Here is a 15,893-nt window from a genome sequence, read left to right as displayed (position 1 = left end):
CATGAGAAGAAAAACAAAATTAATTCATGGCGGTATAACCGGAGACGAGCAGACAGGTGCGGTATCCGTTCCGATTTATCAAGTCAGCACATACAAGCAAGATGGAGTGGGGCAGCATCGTGGTTTTGAATATTCCCGTACAGGAAACCCAACCAGACATGCACTTGAAACATTGATCGCTGATATTGAGGGCGGACACTCAGGATTTGCTTTTGGTTCTGGAATGGCAGCCATATCATCCTTGATGATGCTGTTTAAATCAGGAGATCATATCATCTTTACGGATGATGTTTACGGCGGTACATACCGTCTGCTTTCCAAAGTGCTGAATCGCTTCGAAATTTCCGTTTCCTTCATTGATACATCCGATACGGAAAAGATAAAAGAAGCTATACAGGAAAACACGAAGGCAGTTTATGTTGAAACACCAACAAACCCGCTGCTAAAGATTACTGACCTGCAAGCAGTTTCTAAAATTACAAAAGAGAACGATTTATTATTCATCGTTGATAATACCTTCAGCACACCATATTGGCAGAACCCGATTGAACAGGGAGCTAACATTGTCCTGCACAGTGCAACTAAATATCTTGGGGGCCACAGCGATGTTGTAGCAGGATTGATTGTCGTTGATTCAGAAAAACTTGCAGAAGACATGCACTTTGTTCAAAACTCTGCGGGTGCCATTTTGGGGCCGCAGGATTCCTGGTTACTGATGAGAGGTATCAAAACACTCGGTATCAGAATGGAAGAGATCGAAGAAAATACTAAACGTTTTGTGGAGTTTCTTCAAAAGCATCCCAAGGTGAGCTCAATTTACTACCCAGGGCTTGATTCCCATAAAGGCAGTGATGTACACGGAAAACAAGCGCGTGGTGCCGGCGGAATGATTTCGTTTGATGTGGGAAATGAAGAAAATGCTGAAAAATTGTTAACCAATGTCAAGTACTTTACGCTAGCGGAAAGTCTTGGTGCTGTGGAGAGCTTGATCTCCGTTCCTGCGAAAATGACACATGCCTCAATACCTGTTGAAAGAAGAGCGGAATTAGGAATAACTGATGGTCTTGTTCGTGTGTCGATTGGCCTGGAAGATGTAGAAGATCTTATTGAAGATGTAGAAAGTGCTTTGGATGAATAATGATGTAAAGCGAGTGCTGAGGCACTTGCTTTTTTTTGCTGATTATAGATTGTCATAAATAGTTGCTAAAGGATAGCTTTTTTGCTGTTTTGTTCATTTTATTTCATAATTTTTATATTAAAGATTAAATTTATATTGAAAACGCGAAATAAAAGGCATAAAATGGAATAAAGGAGGGGTTGTTGTGATTTATAGAGTGAAAACGTACAAAGTTTCTGAAGAGAACCTCGAGTTATTCAATGAATTTTTTTTACAGTATTTGTTTCCTAACCAGATTAATCATGGTTCTCATCTTATAGGCCGGTGGGTGAATTCTTACAAAAACAAAGTCACAGCGATCTGGGCATATGAGAATTTAGATCATTATGAAGAAATTGAAAGAAAAATACGGCAGACAAAAATGCATGAAGAGGCAAAAAAACGTAAGAAAGAGCTTCCAGAACTATTTATATCTTCGAGCCAGGAGTTTTGGGAGATGACGGGAGATTACAAAGAAAAGGAGAGGGATAGCAGTGAAACCGTTGATATCTAAAGAGCCAATTTCACCTGAATTTACAGAGCGCAGGGTTAAAGATCTTACCACCATCGTTTTTGGAGAAAGAATTGAACCGAAGAAATGTGATGCCTTATTTGTATTTAGCGGAACTCATCCGGGTCACTGGAAAAAGGCAGTTGAAGCCTATCATAGAGGGTTGTGTGACAGAGTCATCGTGACGGGAGGAATAAGCATCACTGGTGTTCCTCACCCACAGTGGGAGGACAGGACAGCCAAAGAAGCGGATCTTATCTGTGCCCATCTTATAGAGGAAGGCATTCCCGTAAATAAAATCGTATTTGAAAACAGATCGTCCAACTCTTTAGAAAACGTTCTCTACGCGAAAGAAGTTTTTGATTTTTCAGGCATTCAGTCTCTATTGTATATTTGTAAAAGCCATGCTGCCGGTCGGCAGGAGAGAACACTTAGAAAACATCTTGGAGAGAGCCTGGAATATATTCCTTATTCTTTTGATGCGGAATATGAGGGCGAAAAAGTGGCAAGAGAGACCTGGAATGAATCAGAAACTGGGCGAAACAGAGTATGGGGAGAATTTTTAAGAATTCTTGCTTATGGAGAAAAAGGAGATATTATTTCTCTAGAGATTAAGAAATTGCAGTAGAGGTTCTTTCAAAAAGCTCTTTTCGCAAACTTTGCTGCTATTCTATACTAATTTTAGAGAAATAACCCTATTACGAAGATGAAATCTGGCAAAACTGAAAAGAAAAGAGTGATTCTTTCCCGTTTATAGTTAAAATTCTTAGTATCCGGGGAAATCCGAAAGCAACAATATATGCTAAAACAGCCTGCTTTTAAATTGATCCTCATCCTTTCGTAAATGTCTGTCATAAAGAAGAAGAGTGCTGAAACAGTAAGTAGGAATGGGCGAAATCTTATGTGATTTCGTTTTTTTATTCACCGCAGGGAGGAAGGCCGTTTGCACTGCAGACCTTGACTTGCAGCGAAACTTATTGAAATTCACTTGCAAAAAAAGCAGGTTAACGACTCTGTAAATATTAAAACTTACCTGAAGCTAGTAAACGAAATTTTGATGAATTGAAACTTTTTCCAAATGAATACGTAGAAACTTATAAAACAATAGGAGGCGGAAGAATGTATTTTTTTTGGAATGTTGTTTTTACGATTATTCTTTTAATCATCTTGACATTAGCTTCATTTGCAATTGACTACATAAGTAAGTTTTTGGAGAAAAGGGTTAATCCAAAATTAATGAAGATCATGATCATTTTAACCCTTCTTTTACTGATGGGTATAGGAACATATGTAATCAGTGAATTAGGCAGCTGGAGTTTTATCGATACTGTTTTTGTTTCTAGTTTATGTTTCTTTGGCCTGGGATGGATAACTAATATAACAAATAAGGCAAGTATCAATTCCCAAGGAACGGTAGCCAAGTTTATTACCAATAATTCTTATAAGCATCAGTATGAGGCTGCAAGTTCATCAGAAATGAGTTTATATTTTTTATCCAGTTTGATCTTTCTCATAGGAAGCTGGAGTGCTGCATTTTGGATAGCCTACTCATAATATCATTATATTAGATGGTATTTATCCTTACCGGCTTTCATTTCCTGTCTTCTACCCTCATAGCGTAAATTAATCTGAAAACATCATAAAAACCTATATAAAATAGGAGTTTCTTGTGTTATTATAGTTGGAATTTATCAGGAGAGAGGGATATATTATGGTGCAAAACACGGAACTCATTAAACCAACTATTGAATTGCAAGAACAATACCTGGAATTTTACCGCGAATGGAAAGAGAGCGGAGAAAATATGGTTCCGTGGGTCATTAGCAAAGACCCCTCTGACTTTTCAGCAATGCTGAACTTTATAGAAAATAATGCTAAGGGTGAGAATCTTCCGGACGGATGGGTCCCTGACTCCACCTTTTGGCTGATTGATCCGGATAAAAAGATTGTCGGCGCGGTCAATATCAGGCACTCTTTAACAGAAGAGCTTTTAAATACAGGCGGCCACATAGGATACGGTATCCGTCCGACCGCAAGAAGGAAAGGGTATGCAGCAAAAATATTGTCACTGTCGCTGGAAAAAGCTAAAGAGTTGGGAATTGCAAGGGTGCTTGTTGTTTGTGATAAAGGAAATATCGGTTCAGAAAGAACTATCCTGAAAAATGGGGGAGAACCAGCTGAAGATTATATAGAACAAAATGGAAATGTAATTAAAAGATTCTGGATAGAGAACCACGCCAGGTAAAGAGAAAGAAGGCTGCATAATGCTGCCTTCTTTAATAGTGTGAATATCATTTCACCTCTAAGACTATAGAGCCTCTTTCGCTTCCGTCGTATTCAACGTCAACTCTCCATTGGCCTTCTTCAGGAAAAGTGACGATTAAGGGGGAACACCCTTCCTCCATGGTTAAAGCAAAAGGCTCAATAGTTTCTCCGCTTTCAGAAACAGGGGAAAGAAGAGCTTCTTTTCCATCACCACTTCCAGGAATGATAATTTCAGACTCAAATGGCCTTTCTGCAAATGGAAATGATTCATGGAGAATGGCAGGACCATTCTTTTCACCTACATAAAGTTGAGACTCTTTTTCAAACATTGGACTTGTGTACCACTGAGCTTTTGAAAGCCCGTAAAAGTGGCCGGCTATGATCGTTAATGATAGCAGTAATAAGACAAACTGTGTCCACCAGAAATGAGACGTTTTTTTGAAGCTGTTTAAAAGCTCTGATTCAGGAGCGAACCATTTGGCCAGAAAAAAGACCAGATTCATTAAGAGTACGGCAAAACCTATATATAATAACATTTTTCCTCCTTTAACTTTTTCGACTATTCATAATTAAACATATGTTTAGTATAGCATATTTAGCAGGAGAAACTGGGCTTTTATTCCACTAAAGCTTTAGAACCTTTAGATTGTTTTCATTGAAGTCGGCTATTTAAAAATACTGTAAAATGGAAGAGGAGCATGAGGATAGAACCAAAACTTAAAAGGTCTCCTGAATAAATCCAGAGACCATTAGCATCATTTTATTAGTGCGGCTGTAGAATACCTTAATGTTCATAGTCCAGGTCTTCTGAGGAAAATACCATGATAATCATTTGTCCGCCTAAAACCATCGATCGGATAAGAAGGGGCTGGTTATGTTGATTGCGGAAGGTGAAATCAGGTCCATACCAACTGACAGTGGCATCCCTTTTGGGTGGAACGTAAGGCACTCTTCTACTATGGGAATATCGTTCTAAAATTTTTACTCCGGCACGGTCCACTGCATTAAAAAGTGTAGAGGAAACCTGGCAGATTCCTCCTCCGATTCCTTCTGATAATTCTCCTTTTATAATGACCGGTGCAGGGAGATATCCCTTCGAAACCGTTCTTTTGCCCACAACCTGATTGAAGGAAAAGGTTTCGCCGGGAAACACAACCTGGTTGTTAATTGCATCGGAAGCCAGCTTTATATTATGAACTCTTTCTTTGTTTCTGACATTAAAGTAAGTGACATAATGGCTGATTCTTTTTCGTTTAATTCTTTCGAGGAGTTCGCTGTCAACTTTGGGATATACCGGACTTGCCGGGATTTCCAGCTGAGAAGGTTTCCTATTATAAAAGGCTTCATAAAATGCTTGTTTGAACTTGGTTTGATCTATTGTACGCCCATTTTGTTCACTGACTATTTCTCCGTGTTCATTGAGTGAAGCGTCAACAGCTTCTTTTGAAATTTTTTTGTTCGTCCTGATAATTAGTTCGTTCAGCTTGGTCTCATCTATTAAATACTCAGGGTAAGGACTCATCTCATATTCTGCCAGACTGATGTTCTCCACTGTTTCTTCTTCGTATTTTAAATCGATATTCAATTTATCGGAAGAGATTCCCATAGCAGCTAGTAAGATAAATAACAATTTCATTTGCTCACCTCCAATTCATTTTATTAGTAATTTTAAAAGTGGTGTTTCATCTACTTTCCAAGGTGCGGCTGGCGAGGTTTTGACTACTTTGAATGTAATGCGTGTATTTAAAGGCCCCTTGTCCGTTAGAAAAAGTTTCAAATCAGCATTAATTTCCTGAATTAAAGGAGTTCTCTCGTTACTTACTGTACTGGTCTGCCACCTTAGCGCTTCGATTTCATTCAGGATTTTAAGGTTGGCTTCCTCATTTAGGATCGTTTTTTTAAACAGAACTTGATCATTATTTTTTGCGCCTGTAAGAAAAGCATCAACTACCCCCAGTGGTGCTAATTCACTGAGATAAGAATCCAGCTGTCCTCCAGCTTTCATAATCATAAGGTGATGAGAGAGGTCGGGAGAGTCGGTCTTATGAGTTGTACTCCCATTAAAGTGAATACAAAAATGGCCGGGAAAACCATTTTGTAATGCACCTGCACCATGCGGCATGCCATGCATGGAAGCAGCAATAAGATGGTTATTTGAGAGAATGAGAACGGCTCTCCTCTTCCAACTCCACTTTCCACCGTAAATCACTTTCATGATTTTTGTGTCTTTGTGTGAAAGTGGCTGAACGTCCGCATGATTGCTGCCAGCCCTTCTCTGGACATTGAAGCTTTTTCCGGTCTCCATATCGATCACTAGGAAGCTGGATTTTCGGGGGAGCAGCCTATCAACTTCTTCCCAGTGGGTCATTTCAACTTGAAAATCTACATTAGCGAGTACCTGTTTTGAGAATTTGTTTGTATGCAGTTCAAATGATAAAGAAAGGATAAAAAGGATTATAGCGAGCTTCTTCACAATTTAGTCAACTCCATATATAGCGATTTACTCCTATTTTGTGCTTATTGCTCCTCTGCTAAAGCTTCAAATTAATGGAAGCAAAAAGCTGGCTTCAGCAATTCACCGTGCTGAAAAATACTCGTCTCTTATAGCGGTGAAGAATTTAAGTATTATTTTCATATCAAATATTTTTAATTTGAGATAATTAACGATAAAATTGATTTATGAAAACTTTTCTTACTTAAGGAGGATATGATGGAATTAAAACCATTGAAAGGCCAGCACCATGTATCGGCTATTACTGCAAATGCGAAGGAAAATTACGAGTTTTATACTAAAGTGTTAGGCATGAGGCTTGTGAAGAAAACGGTCAATCAGGATGATACATCTGTGTACCATTTATTCTATGCAGATGAGAGGGGTAATCCGGGAACTGACCTGACCTTTTTTGAAATTCCACATGCTGGACGCACCCACCAGGGAACAAACAGCATTTCAACTACTTCATTAAGGGTCGCTTCAGATGAAGCTCTCAACTACTGGATGAAAAGGTTGGAATCACACGGAGTGGATCACGATGGAATATCAACAGAAAGCGGAAGAGCAGCTTTGGCGTTCAGAGATTTTGAAGGCCAGCGCCTGATGTTCGTCTCAGATGAAAATAACCAGGGTGTAGAAGGCGGAAAGCCTTGGGAAAAGAGTCCGATTCCTGAAGAATACGGAATTCGCGGATTAGGGCCGATCCACTTAACGGTCGCCAAGAGGGAAAACACAGAAAAAATTCTAACCGATTTAATGGGGTACCGTAGAAAGGGAAGCTACTCCACAACCGTTGATGAAAAACAATTCGAAGTAAACGTTTTGGAAACAGGCGAAGGAGGTACAGGAGCCGAAGTTCACATCATTGAGCGCCCGGATCTTCCTGTTGAACGGCCCGGACGTGGAAGTGTCCATCATGTTGCCTACAGAGTGGAAAATGAAGACGAATTAAACAAATGGGTCGAGCTGCTGAAGGAACTGAGAATTCCTAGTTCTGGATTTGTGGAAAGGTATTATTTCCGTTCTCTATATTTCAGGGAAGCCAACGGAATTTTATTTGAACTTGCTACAGATGGACCGGGATTCGAAGGAGATGAAGATTTCGAACACCTTGGAGAGAACCTTGCTCTTCCTCCGTATTTCGAAGACCAGCGAGATCAAATTGAGGCGCGTTTAAAGCCGCTCGAGACGAAAGAGTAAAAGAAGGAGGACTTGAAAATGGAACATATTTTTAAACAAGGGAAACAAAAGAATGGACCGACTTTGCTGCTTTTGCACGGTACGGGAGGAAACGAGTCGGATCTCCTTCCTCTTGGGGAAATGATTGCGCCGGATTGTTCGGTGCTGGGTGTTAGAGGAAATGTTTCAGAACATGGCATGCCGCGGTTTTTCCGAAGACTGTCAGAAGGAGTATTTGATGAGGAAGATCTAGTCTTCAGAACGAAAGAATTGAAGGAATTCATTGACCAGAGTTCTGAAAAATATGGCTTTGACCGAAATAATGTTCTGGCCATTGGGTATTCAAACGGAGCAAATATTGCTGCAAGTATGATGTATCATTATAGCGATGCAATCCAGGGAGCCATTCTTTTTCATGCTATGGTTCCGCTCCGTGGTATTGATATGGCAGATTTGAGTGGTACACCGGTGTTTATCGGTGCAGGAGAAAATGATCCTTTAATCCCGGCTAAGGAAACAAAAGAACTAGCAGCGGCTTTGAGATCTTCAAATGCAGATGTCACAGAGTTCTGGACCAGAGGCGGACATCAGCTGACAAGGGAAGAAGTGGATCATGCCGCTGAGTGGTATAAGGAAAAATATAATAATTAATTTGTAAAGGCATCCTTTTGGGGTGCCTTTATTGCTTAATAAACTAGAAATCCAAGCTTGTTTCTGCCTGAAGAGAAGTTGCTATGCATAATAAGTATAGAATAGGAAGTCAGCTCTTCCTTTTCAGCTTAGTTTTCCTGCATGAAAGGCTCAGCACAATAAAGCCTATTGGTAATATAGATAAATGGCGGGCAGAATCTTTAAATCTGCATTGTTTTATGTTAGGGAGGAATTGATTTGAAAGACAAAATTATCGAAAAGAATAGAAGGATCGCAGAATGGGCTTTGTCGCTCAAAGGCTTACCAGGGGATGTGTGGTTCAGGCCATTTAAAGAAGGTTCGTGGGGGACGGCAGAGGTGATTGCCCATTTAATGTTCTGGGATCATAACGTGATTGACAGCCGTTTAAAGCCTTTCTTGCAAAACGAAAAACTTTCGGAGAGCAAGCTAGATGTTCAAAAAATCAATGATAATGCAGCAGCCTACGCTCGAAAAACAGATAAACAAGAAGTGATTGACGAATTTGTCAATGCAAGAATTGAGCTCATAGGCTTGATTGAAGCGATGCCTTCTGAAGCTTTTTCGCAAAAACTTCCAGGTGAAAAAATGTCATGGAGTCACTATTTCCATGAATTGATCCAGCATGATAAACATTATCAAAATCAAATAAATGCTCTGTTAACCAGCGTACTGCCGGTTACAGGCAAGCTGTTGCTTACGAGTGATACGGCGGATTTAATAGAAGGCAGTGATATCTTTTTAAAAGAATTCATTGATAAGGATGCTGCGGAGTTACTGCACCTGCAAGTAGAAAATAAAGAATTTTTTGAACAATTTTCAATGCGCCAGCCGAATGGTTTTTATACTGAGCAAGGTCAGGAAGAGAGAATCAGGAGCTTTCGAAGAGATAAGGAAAAGGATGAAAGTTACAATTTTGGAATTTACTCTAGCAGTGAAAGTCAGCTTTTGGGAACGATTAACCTTTTTCAAATTCTGCGAGGTTCCTTACAAAGTGCATTTATCGGTTATTTTATGGACAGGAAACAGAATGGGAAGGGATACACTTCAGAAGCGGTTAAATTACTCGTTCATTACGGATTCAAAGAATTGAAGCTTCATAGAATTGAAGCAGGCGTAATGCCTTATAATACTGCGTCAATCAGGGTATTGGAGAAAGCTGGGTTTTACAAAGAAGGTATAGCCCGAAAAAGTGTAAATATCAATGGCAAGTGGGAGGACCACCAAGTTTTGGCCATCATCAATCCTGCACATGAATAGCGATAATATATTGAAATCAAACATTCAACCTTTTCAGAATTATGTAATTTATGGTAGTATATCTTAAATACAGAATTATATTGTCGGGGTGAATAATTTGAAATTAGCAGAAGCTTTATTAGAAAGAGCGGACTTGCAAAAGCGGCTTTCTCAAATGTCCGGAAGGCTTGAACGGTCTGCCGTTATTCAGGAAGGAGAAGATCCGCCTGAGGACCCGCAAACTCTGTTAAAAGAAATGAAACGCATCTTTAAGAGGCTTGAAGAGTTGGTAACATTGATACAAAAAGCGAATGCTTCATCGGATTTGGAACCTTTCGGAAAGCTCTCTGATGCACTTGTGAAAAGAGATATTATCATGCAAAAGAGACAGATGCTCCAAACTTTAGCAGATCAGGCATCCATTGTTGAAGCGAGATACAGTATGTCGGAAATCCGCAGAATTCCAACTGTAAGCGTTCGGAAAATCCAGAAAGAAATAGACGAGTTATCTAAAGAATACCGTTTGCTCGATACAAAAATCCAACAAGCAAACTGGCTGACAGAAATAGACTAATTCTAATTTCTTTCTAATATAGTGAGAAGAGCTGCGGGCGGTTCTTGCAGTTGACTCTTTAGGTGTAACCTTATGAATATAGCGGATGCAATTGCTTTCTAAGATGGCAGGGCTGGGAGAGTGCCTATCGGTTCAAGTCCGATCGTACAACTTATTCTCAGTACACAATACCTTTCATTTAGTATCAATCATTGTTACTACCACGCATCGGATAGGAGTAAGGTGAGGGCGGGAAGCGGGATATTTTCCTTGAAAGATGGTGAAAGATTGGTCGATATTTTTTAGCTTTTGTATTCATCTTTTTAGGAATCATTATCATAATGGTAGTTGCGAAGACCTGGGCATGGGTGGAGAAATTCTTTACATACAAACTTTAACCTCTTAAAAGGTATAACCATTTGCTGGTGTTAACCTTAGAGGTTGAATTAATGATGATTTAGTTCAGCTCACAGACTTTTTCATTATCCCTCATTGATACCATGTTTGTCACAGGATTTATATTTCTGATATTTATATGGACCATACCGTATTATTCAGGCTTTACGACAAGTTATGAAAACACGGTCAACAGCTGGAATGGTTCAAGTAAGCAGTCGCTGCACGTTTCAATTGCAGGCCAGCTTCTATCCATAGGGCGTTACTATCTTTGAATGACGCTATACAATAAGGCACTGTTAGTTAATATTGTTGTTATAGATTATTCTGGGTTTAAGTGCCAGCAGGAAGGCGTCATCCAATAAAGAAACTTGATAAATGCTGGTTAATCGACTTGTTTTTCCTTTTAATTCTAGTGTGAATTAACCAAATTTTTTATTGGATGTTGATACGACAGTTTATATTGGATTCTCAGTTTCTCCGCATATGTTGACTGGAGGCTCACCGCCCGCCCCGCGGAGTCGTACACATGGAATGGAAGTCAACATACCCATTAAAAACAACAATAGTCTTTAACAGAGCCTACAATAAAAAGGTCTCCTGCCTACAAGAGAAAAAGAGTCAACCTTCTAGATTAAAAAGATAATTTGCTGAAATTAGGAGTGGCGCTATGTTTATACATATTATTGATCAGAATCTTTCGCTGAAATTACCGGAACTAAAGGATGCGGAAGATCTTTTTGCTTTAACGGATTCTTCAAGAGAACATTTGCGAGAGTGGCTTCCCTGGCTGGACGGCACGAATTCAGTTGAGGATACAAAGGGGTTTATTCAATATGCCCTCACAAACTTCGCTAGTCAAAAAAGTCTTACCACGCTTATTCTTTATAAAGGAGAAGTAGCAGGTACAGCAGGTTTTAATCAAATTGACTGGAGCAATGGGATAGTTTACATAGGGTATTGGCTCGGACAGGGATTTCAAGGCAGCGGAATTATGACCAGGGTGGTAGAGGCACTGACGGAGTATGCTTTCAATGAGCTGAAAATGAATAAAGTAGAAATCAGGGCTGCAGTGGAAAATAAAAGAAGCAGAGGCATTCCTGAGCGTCTGGGATTTATGAATGAAGGCAGCATCAGGTGTGCAGAAAAACTTTACGACCATTACGTTGATCATGAAGTTTACGGCATGCTCTCACATGAGTGGAAGAAATAATGAGAATAGAGGATTTTATATGGATCTAAAGAGTAGATTGCAAGATATTAAGAAGAATGATTACGAAGGAAACGACTATGAAATCGTCATGGACGAAATGATAGAGAATATTGGACATCCTGATCCTGAACTCAGAGATCAATTAATCTATACAACATTCTATTGGTGGGTGGAGAAAGATCTTCTATCTGATAACAGCTTGAGAAAATTATTGAGTGTATCCTTGGATGAGAGCCATCTCTTTTACAAGATTGGCGAAAGGTCGACTGATACAGTTTTCACGAGAAGCTTTTCATCACTTGCTGCTGCATTGGTATTGAGAAAAGATGCTGAGAATCAACACCTTCCTGAAGAACTGATTTTAGAAGCAATTGACAAATCCATTCAATACCTGAAAAAAGAGCGTGATACCCGCGGGTTTTTGCATGGAAAAGGGTGGGCTCATAGTATTGCTCACGGTGCAGATCTCCTTGCTGCCTCCATTCGCCATCCATATTTCCCCTCAGAAAAGATTGCTGCCTGTTTAGAAGCTGTAAAGTCTTGTTATCAAAAAGAAGCAATCTACACGGACGATGAGGATGAAAGGCTGATTTTTGTCATAGAAGCCCTCCTGCAAAAAGGGTTGACTCAACAGCAGCTGCTGGAGTGGGTTCACTCAATGAATGATCATCTTAAGAAACAGTTTGATGAAACTGGTTATTCTGTACCTTTTTTCAAGAAAAAGAAGAACTTCTTGGACTTATTAAAATCGCTTTATTTCCGTCTGGGTTATTCACAGAAATTCAAGGAGGTCCAAAAGGAGATTTCCATGGTATTGGAACAGTGGCATAGAAACATTTACAGAATATAGGCAGGGGGTCGTCAGATGGAATACACAGTGAGAGAAGCAGGGATAAATGATTTTTTCAAGCTCCAGCCGCTTCATAAAGAAGTTCATGACTTGCATGCCGAGGCAAGGCCTGATAAATATAAGGAAGCTGAAGAAACTCTTGATCAAACCTATTACGAAGAGTTGATTTCTTCTCCTGAAGCGAAAATTTTTACCATTGAGGAGCAGGGTGAAATTGTTGCGTTTACGATACTAAAAAAAACCTGGCCTCCTAATTGGAATACCAAAGTGCAGGCTCCGGTCGTATTTATGGAAGACCTTGGGGTGAAAGGTTCATACAGAAGAAAGGGACTTGCCAGGCTCCTGTTTGAAAAAGCGGTGGAGTTTACAAAGGAGTGCGGTGCTGGAAGTTTGGAATTGGGCGTGTGGGAATTCAATAGAAGTGCCATTGACTTTTATCAAAAAATGGGCATGACAACCCAGGCAAGGAAAATGGAAATGAAGATAGATTAAGAAGTTATCAGGAGGATAGCTTCTTTTTTTATTGCAAAATAAAGATGATAAAAGACAAATAGAACATTCAAACGTTTTATCTGTTTTTTAATTAGGGAATAGTACAAATGGAAGGTTTTGTTTTGGAAGGCTGAATTCTTATTTAGCTATAGTCCTTTCAACAAGTATTTCGCTGCTGACCTTTAAAACAGTTCCAGCAGAATATGAAACGGTTTAGAGGCTTGGCTCACTGATAAGAATCGGAGTTTAGAAGCTTATAAACCTAAAGAGGAGGAGGGATAGTATGAGTGACATTCGGAAAGGTGCAAATAAATTTTATAAGGGTGAAGACGAGAATGCGCCCGAAGCGGAATTAGTGTATTCTGCTGATGAGGAAGCTATTGTGATTGAGCATACGCTAGTTTCGGAACAGTTAAGAGGCCAGGGAATAGGAGAAAAATTGGTCGACAAGGCAGTTCAGTATGCAAGAGAGAATAACTTAAAGCTTGACTCTCAATGTCCATTCGCCAAACAAATATTGAAAAATGATGATAAGTATGAGGATGTTTTGCAGTAAGTAATCAATGAAAAAGATGTCTCAAGTAAGTACAGAAAACTAAAAATGATTAAGGACGAAATCGATATTGATTTCGTCCTTTTTACTTTACTTTTCTTCTGAATCTGTTTATGGAGATATGATCACACGTGTTCCTACTGGGATGGTATTGGCTAGCTCTTCAACATCCTTGTTATACATACGAATACAGCCTTTTGAAACGGCTTTTCCAATAGAAGAAGGATTATTGGTTCCATGGATTCCATAAGATTTTTTGGATAGGGACATCCACATAGTTCCAAATGGTCCTCCAGGGTTGGGGGCTTTGTTTATAATGACGAATTTTCCAATAGGAGTAGCTGACAACATTTTTCCTACGGCGATTGGATAAGTCTTAACTTCCTCTCCATTTCTCAATAGTGTCAGTTTCCTTTGTTTGGTGGAAACCCTGATAGAGTAAGGGATAGTATCCGGGTCAGGAAGGCCGGGAATAGTGATCAGCTGTCCCGCATAAATCAAGCTGGGATCCGTGATGTTGTTGGTTTTCACTAATTCAGCAAATGGTGTTCGGTAATCCTCAGAAATCGACCATAAAGTTTCTCCGGATTTTACTGTATGTTGATACATGGCGTACCTCCAAGAAGCTTTTATTGCAGGATATGTAAGCTGATGATAAATCGTGGCTGAAAATAGTAATGAAGTGTGAGGGATGTTATTTAAATATTGCTTTTTTTACAGGGGATTATATATTTCATGCCATGCTAAAGTACTAAATTGCTATTTTAGCCTAAAAATATTTTCAAAATATTTTGCAGAATGATAGACTAGTATGAACAAACTTAGGTGGTGTCAATATGGATAAGAAACAAAGAGATGAAGTCATTGATGACGCGATTGGGGAAAGATCAGTCCAGCGGCTTGAGTTCAGAGGAGGGGTTTTTGCTGCAACAATTCCCCTTGTATTCTTCATCGTTTGGGCAATAACGCTAAGCGTCCTTGAGCTTGTTACAGAGGAAGCACTTGTGCTCGGGATGGTCATCGGAATCGCAATTGGTCTTTTTTTCTGTAAATCAAAGTGGGCAGATTATGCACAGAGTTTATTTTCTGGGATGGCGCAGCCAATAGGTGTCATAGCTGTAATTGCCTGGTTCTGGGCTGGAATGTTCGCTAAATTGCTTTCTGCGGGTGGACTGGTGGATGGACTGATATGGTTTGGCTTTCAGACCAATTTGGAAGGCGGCTTATTTGCAGGTTTAACATTTTTGCTGGCTGCCCTGTTTTCTACAGCTGTTGGAACAGGATATGGAACAGTCGCTACTTTTGGCATTCTTATGTATCCTGCCGGAATTATATTAGGTGCCGATCCTGTCGTTCTGCTGGCAGCAATTCTCAGTGGGGCAGTATTTGGGGACAACCTTGCGCCGGTGTCTGATACGACGATTGTTTCTGCAACTACACAGGAAGCCGATGTTCCAGGAGTGGTTAAATCCAGGTTCAAATATTCCATTTCCGCAGCTATTCCTGCTCTGTTTCTATTTGTCCTGTTAGGCGGAGGAGGAGAAACTGCAGGAACAGAAGCAATGGCTCAGCTGCAGGAGCAGGTATCTCCAAGCGGCCTGCTACTGCTGATTCCTTTTGCGATCGTCTTATATCTGGCACTATCAGGCCATCATTTGCTGACTTCCCTTACATGGGGAATTGTGGCATCCATTGTATTCATCATCATTTCAGGAACACCTTTTACAGAAGTGATCCATATTTACAAAGATGATACAGGAAATGCGGTCGTGGAAGGTGCCTTGATGAGCGGAATCGGAGGCTATTTCAATATGGCGATTCTGATCCTGTTCATCCTGGCTGCCGCTCACTTGATGGAAGTGGCTGGTACGATGGAAGTCATTAAGAACTTTTTCCTGAAACTGATTAATAACGTGGTTCGAAGAGCAGAGTTGTCAATTTTCGGAATCGTGGCATTTCTCAATATCTTTATCACAATCAATACGGCAGCAGAAATTGCTGCTGCGCCGTTTGTCCGGAAAATCGGCAAAGAGATGAACATTCATCCTTACCGCCGGGCAAACTTCCTTGATACGGTTTCGTCTTCACTAGGCTATATCTTTCCATGGAGTGGAGGAGTATTGCTTGCATGGGCTACGATAAAGGGGGCGGCGGAAGAGTATGAATTCCTGCCGATTGTCAGCCCTACAGAGGTGGTTCCATACGTCTTTCAAGGGTGGGGCTTGCTGATCGTGATGCTGATCGCAGCCTCCACTGGATGGGGACTTCGCTACAGCGGGAAAAACGGGGAGGAAGTTAAGCCTAAAGATTATAAATAAGCAGA

At 40.1% G+C, this 15,893-nt stretch carries 18 protein-coding genes and 1 pseudogene; 15 read left to right on the top strand and 4 right to left on the bottom strand.

The annotated features are described in order from the left end of the window. The first annotated feature begins 1 nt into the window (after position 1). The 5 genes from FZC79_RS00630 (at position 2) to FZC79_RS00610 (ending at position 3,912) form a co-directional block, all read left to right on the top strand. Complete coding sequence (locus tag FZC79_RS00630) at positions 2-1,138, top strand: bifunctional cystathionine gamma-lyase/homocysteine desulfhydrase (RefSeq protein WP_148944980.1); 1,137 nt, start codon at positions 2-4, stop codon at positions 1,136-1,138. A gap of 184 nt (positions 1,139-1,322) precedes the next feature. Then, positions 1,323-1,670, top strand: a complete 348-nt coding sequence (locus FZC79_RS00625; RefSeq protein ID WP_187442597.1) for an NIPSNAP family protein — start codon at positions 1,323-1,325, stop codon at positions 1,668-1,670. Continuing rightward, entirely contained in the window at positions 1,651-2,295 is a 645-nt protein-coding gene (locus FZC79_RS00620; RefSeq protein ID WP_148944978.1) for a YdcF family protein, read from the top strand. The genes FZC79_RS00625 and FZC79_RS00620 overlap by 20 nt, the downstream gene beginning before the upstream one ends. A 491-nt stretch (positions 2,296-2,786) precedes the next feature. Beyond that, positions 2,787-3,221: a hypothetical protein gene (locus FZC79_RS00615; RefSeq protein ID WP_148944977.1), complete on the top strand. Its 435-nt coding sequence runs from the start codon at positions 2,787-2,789 to the stop codon at positions 3,219-3,221. A 157-nt stretch (positions 3,222-3,378) separates the two neighbouring features. Further along, positions 3,379-3,912, top strand: a complete 534-nt coding sequence (locus FZC79_RS00610; RefSeq protein ID WP_148944976.1) for a GNAT family N-acetyltransferase — start codon at positions 3,379-3,381, stop codon at positions 3,910-3,912. A 46-nt stretch (positions 3,913-3,958) separates the two neighbouring features. On the opposite strand, the gene FZC79_RS00605 is transcribed toward FZC79_RS00610, so the two are convergent. The 3 genes from FZC79_RS00605 to FZC79_RS00595 form a co-directional block, all read right to left on the bottom strand. Further along, entirely contained in the window at positions 3,959-4,468 is a 510-nt protein-coding gene (locus FZC79_RS00605) for a hypothetical protein (protein ID WP_148944975.1), read from the bottom strand. Between the two features lie 248 nt (positions 4,469-4,716). Beyond that, on the bottom strand, positions 4,717-5,568 hold the full coding sequence (locus tag FZC79_RS00600; protein ID WP_148944974.1) for a VanW family protein: 852 nt from the start codon (positions 5,566-5,568) through the stop codon (positions 4,717-4,719). 15 nt (positions 5,569-5,583) lie between these two features. Continuing rightward, positions 5,584-6,147, bottom strand: coding sequence for a hypothetical protein (locus tag FZC79_RS00595; protein WP_148944973.1), 564 nt, complete (start codon positions 6,145-6,147; stop codon positions 5,584-5,586). Positions 6,148-6,642: 495 nt separating this feature from the next. Here FZC79_RS00595 and FZC79_RS00590 point away from each other — a divergent pair, with 495 nt between their 5' ends. The 9 genes and pseudogenes from FZC79_RS00590 (at position 6,643) to FZC79_RS00555 (ending at position 13,573) form a co-directional block, all read left to right on the top strand. Beyond that, complete coding sequence (locus FZC79_RS00590; protein WP_148944972.1) at positions 6,643-7,626, top strand: ring-cleaving dioxygenase; 984 nt, start codon at positions 6,643-6,645, stop codon at positions 7,624-7,626. Positions 7,627-7,644: 18 nt separating this feature from the next. Further along, positions 7,645-8,256 carry an alpha/beta hydrolase gene (locus FZC79_RS00585; protein ID WP_148944971.1) on the top strand — a complete coding sequence of 204 codons (612 nt, stop codon included), beginning with the start codon at positions 7,645-7,647 and terminating at the stop codon, positions 8,254-8,256. Positions 8,257-8,493: 237 nt separating this feature from the next. Then, positions 8,494-8,910, top strand: a pseudogene (locus FZC79_RS23520) (DinB family protein); the annotation flags it as partial. Between the two features lie 57 nt (positions 8,911-8,967). Continuing rightward, positions 8,968-9,534, top strand: coding sequence for a GNAT family N-acetyltransferase (locus tag FZC79_RS00580; RefSeq protein WP_252183229.1), 567 nt, complete (start codon positions 8,968-8,970; stop codon positions 9,532-9,534). Between the two features lie 97 nt (positions 9,535-9,631). Then, on the top strand, positions 9,632-10,087 hold the full coding sequence (locus FZC79_RS00575) for a DIP1984 family protein (RefSeq protein ID WP_148944970.1): 456 nt from the start codon (positions 9,632-9,634) through the stop codon (positions 10,085-10,087). A 1,045-nt stretch (positions 10,088-11,132) separates the two neighbouring features. After that, the gene (locus FZC79_RS00570) at positions 11,133-11,675 is read left to right on the top strand and encodes a GNAT family N-acetyltransferase (protein ID WP_148944969.1); all 543 of its coding nucleotides are present in this window, start codon (positions 11,133-11,135) and stop codon (positions 11,673-11,675) included. A gap of 19 nt (positions 11,676-11,694) precedes the next feature. Next, on the top strand, positions 11,695-12,525 hold the full coding sequence (locus FZC79_RS00565; protein WP_187442596.1) for a DUF2785 domain-containing protein: 831 nt from the start codon (positions 11,695-11,697) through the stop codon (positions 12,523-12,525). 15 nt (positions 12,526-12,540) lie between these two features. Next, positions 12,541-13,017: a GNAT family N-acetyltransferase gene (locus tag FZC79_RS00560; RefSeq protein ID WP_148944967.1), complete on the top strand. Its 477-nt coding sequence runs from the start codon at positions 12,541-12,543 to the stop codon at positions 13,015-13,017. Between the two features lie 283 nt (positions 13,018-13,300). After that, positions 13,301-13,573 (top strand): GNAT family N-acetyltransferase, encoded by a 273-nt coding sequence (locus FZC79_RS00555; RefSeq protein ID WP_148944966.1) that lies wholly within the window; start codon positions 13,301-13,303, stop codon positions 13,571-13,573. A 108-nt stretch (positions 13,574-13,681) separates the two neighbouring features. Here FZC79_RS00555 and FZC79_RS00550 read toward each other — a convergent pair whose 3' ends face one another. Further along, complete coding sequence (locus FZC79_RS00550; RefSeq protein ID WP_148944965.1) at positions 13,682-14,179, bottom strand: L,D-transpeptidase family protein; 498 nt, start codon at positions 14,177-14,179, stop codon at positions 13,682-13,684. Positions 14,180-14,406: 227 nt separating this feature from the next. On the opposite strand from FZC79_RS00550, the gene FZC79_RS00545 reads away from it, so the two are divergent. Further along, a complete protein-coding gene (locus tag FZC79_RS00545) occupies positions 14,407-15,888 on the top strand; it encodes a Na+/H+ antiporter NhaC family protein (protein WP_148944964.1) in 1,482 nt (493 codons plus the stop codon). Positions 15,889-15,893: the final 5 nt, after the last annotated feature.

It is taken from the genome of Rossellomorea vietnamensis (assembly GCF_008180615.1).
Taxonomy (GTDB): Bacteria; Bacillota; Bacilli; order Bacillales; family Bacillaceae_B; genus Rossellomorea; species Rossellomorea vietnamensis_D.
This window is presented reverse-complemented; position numbering and strand designations above follow the sequence as displayed.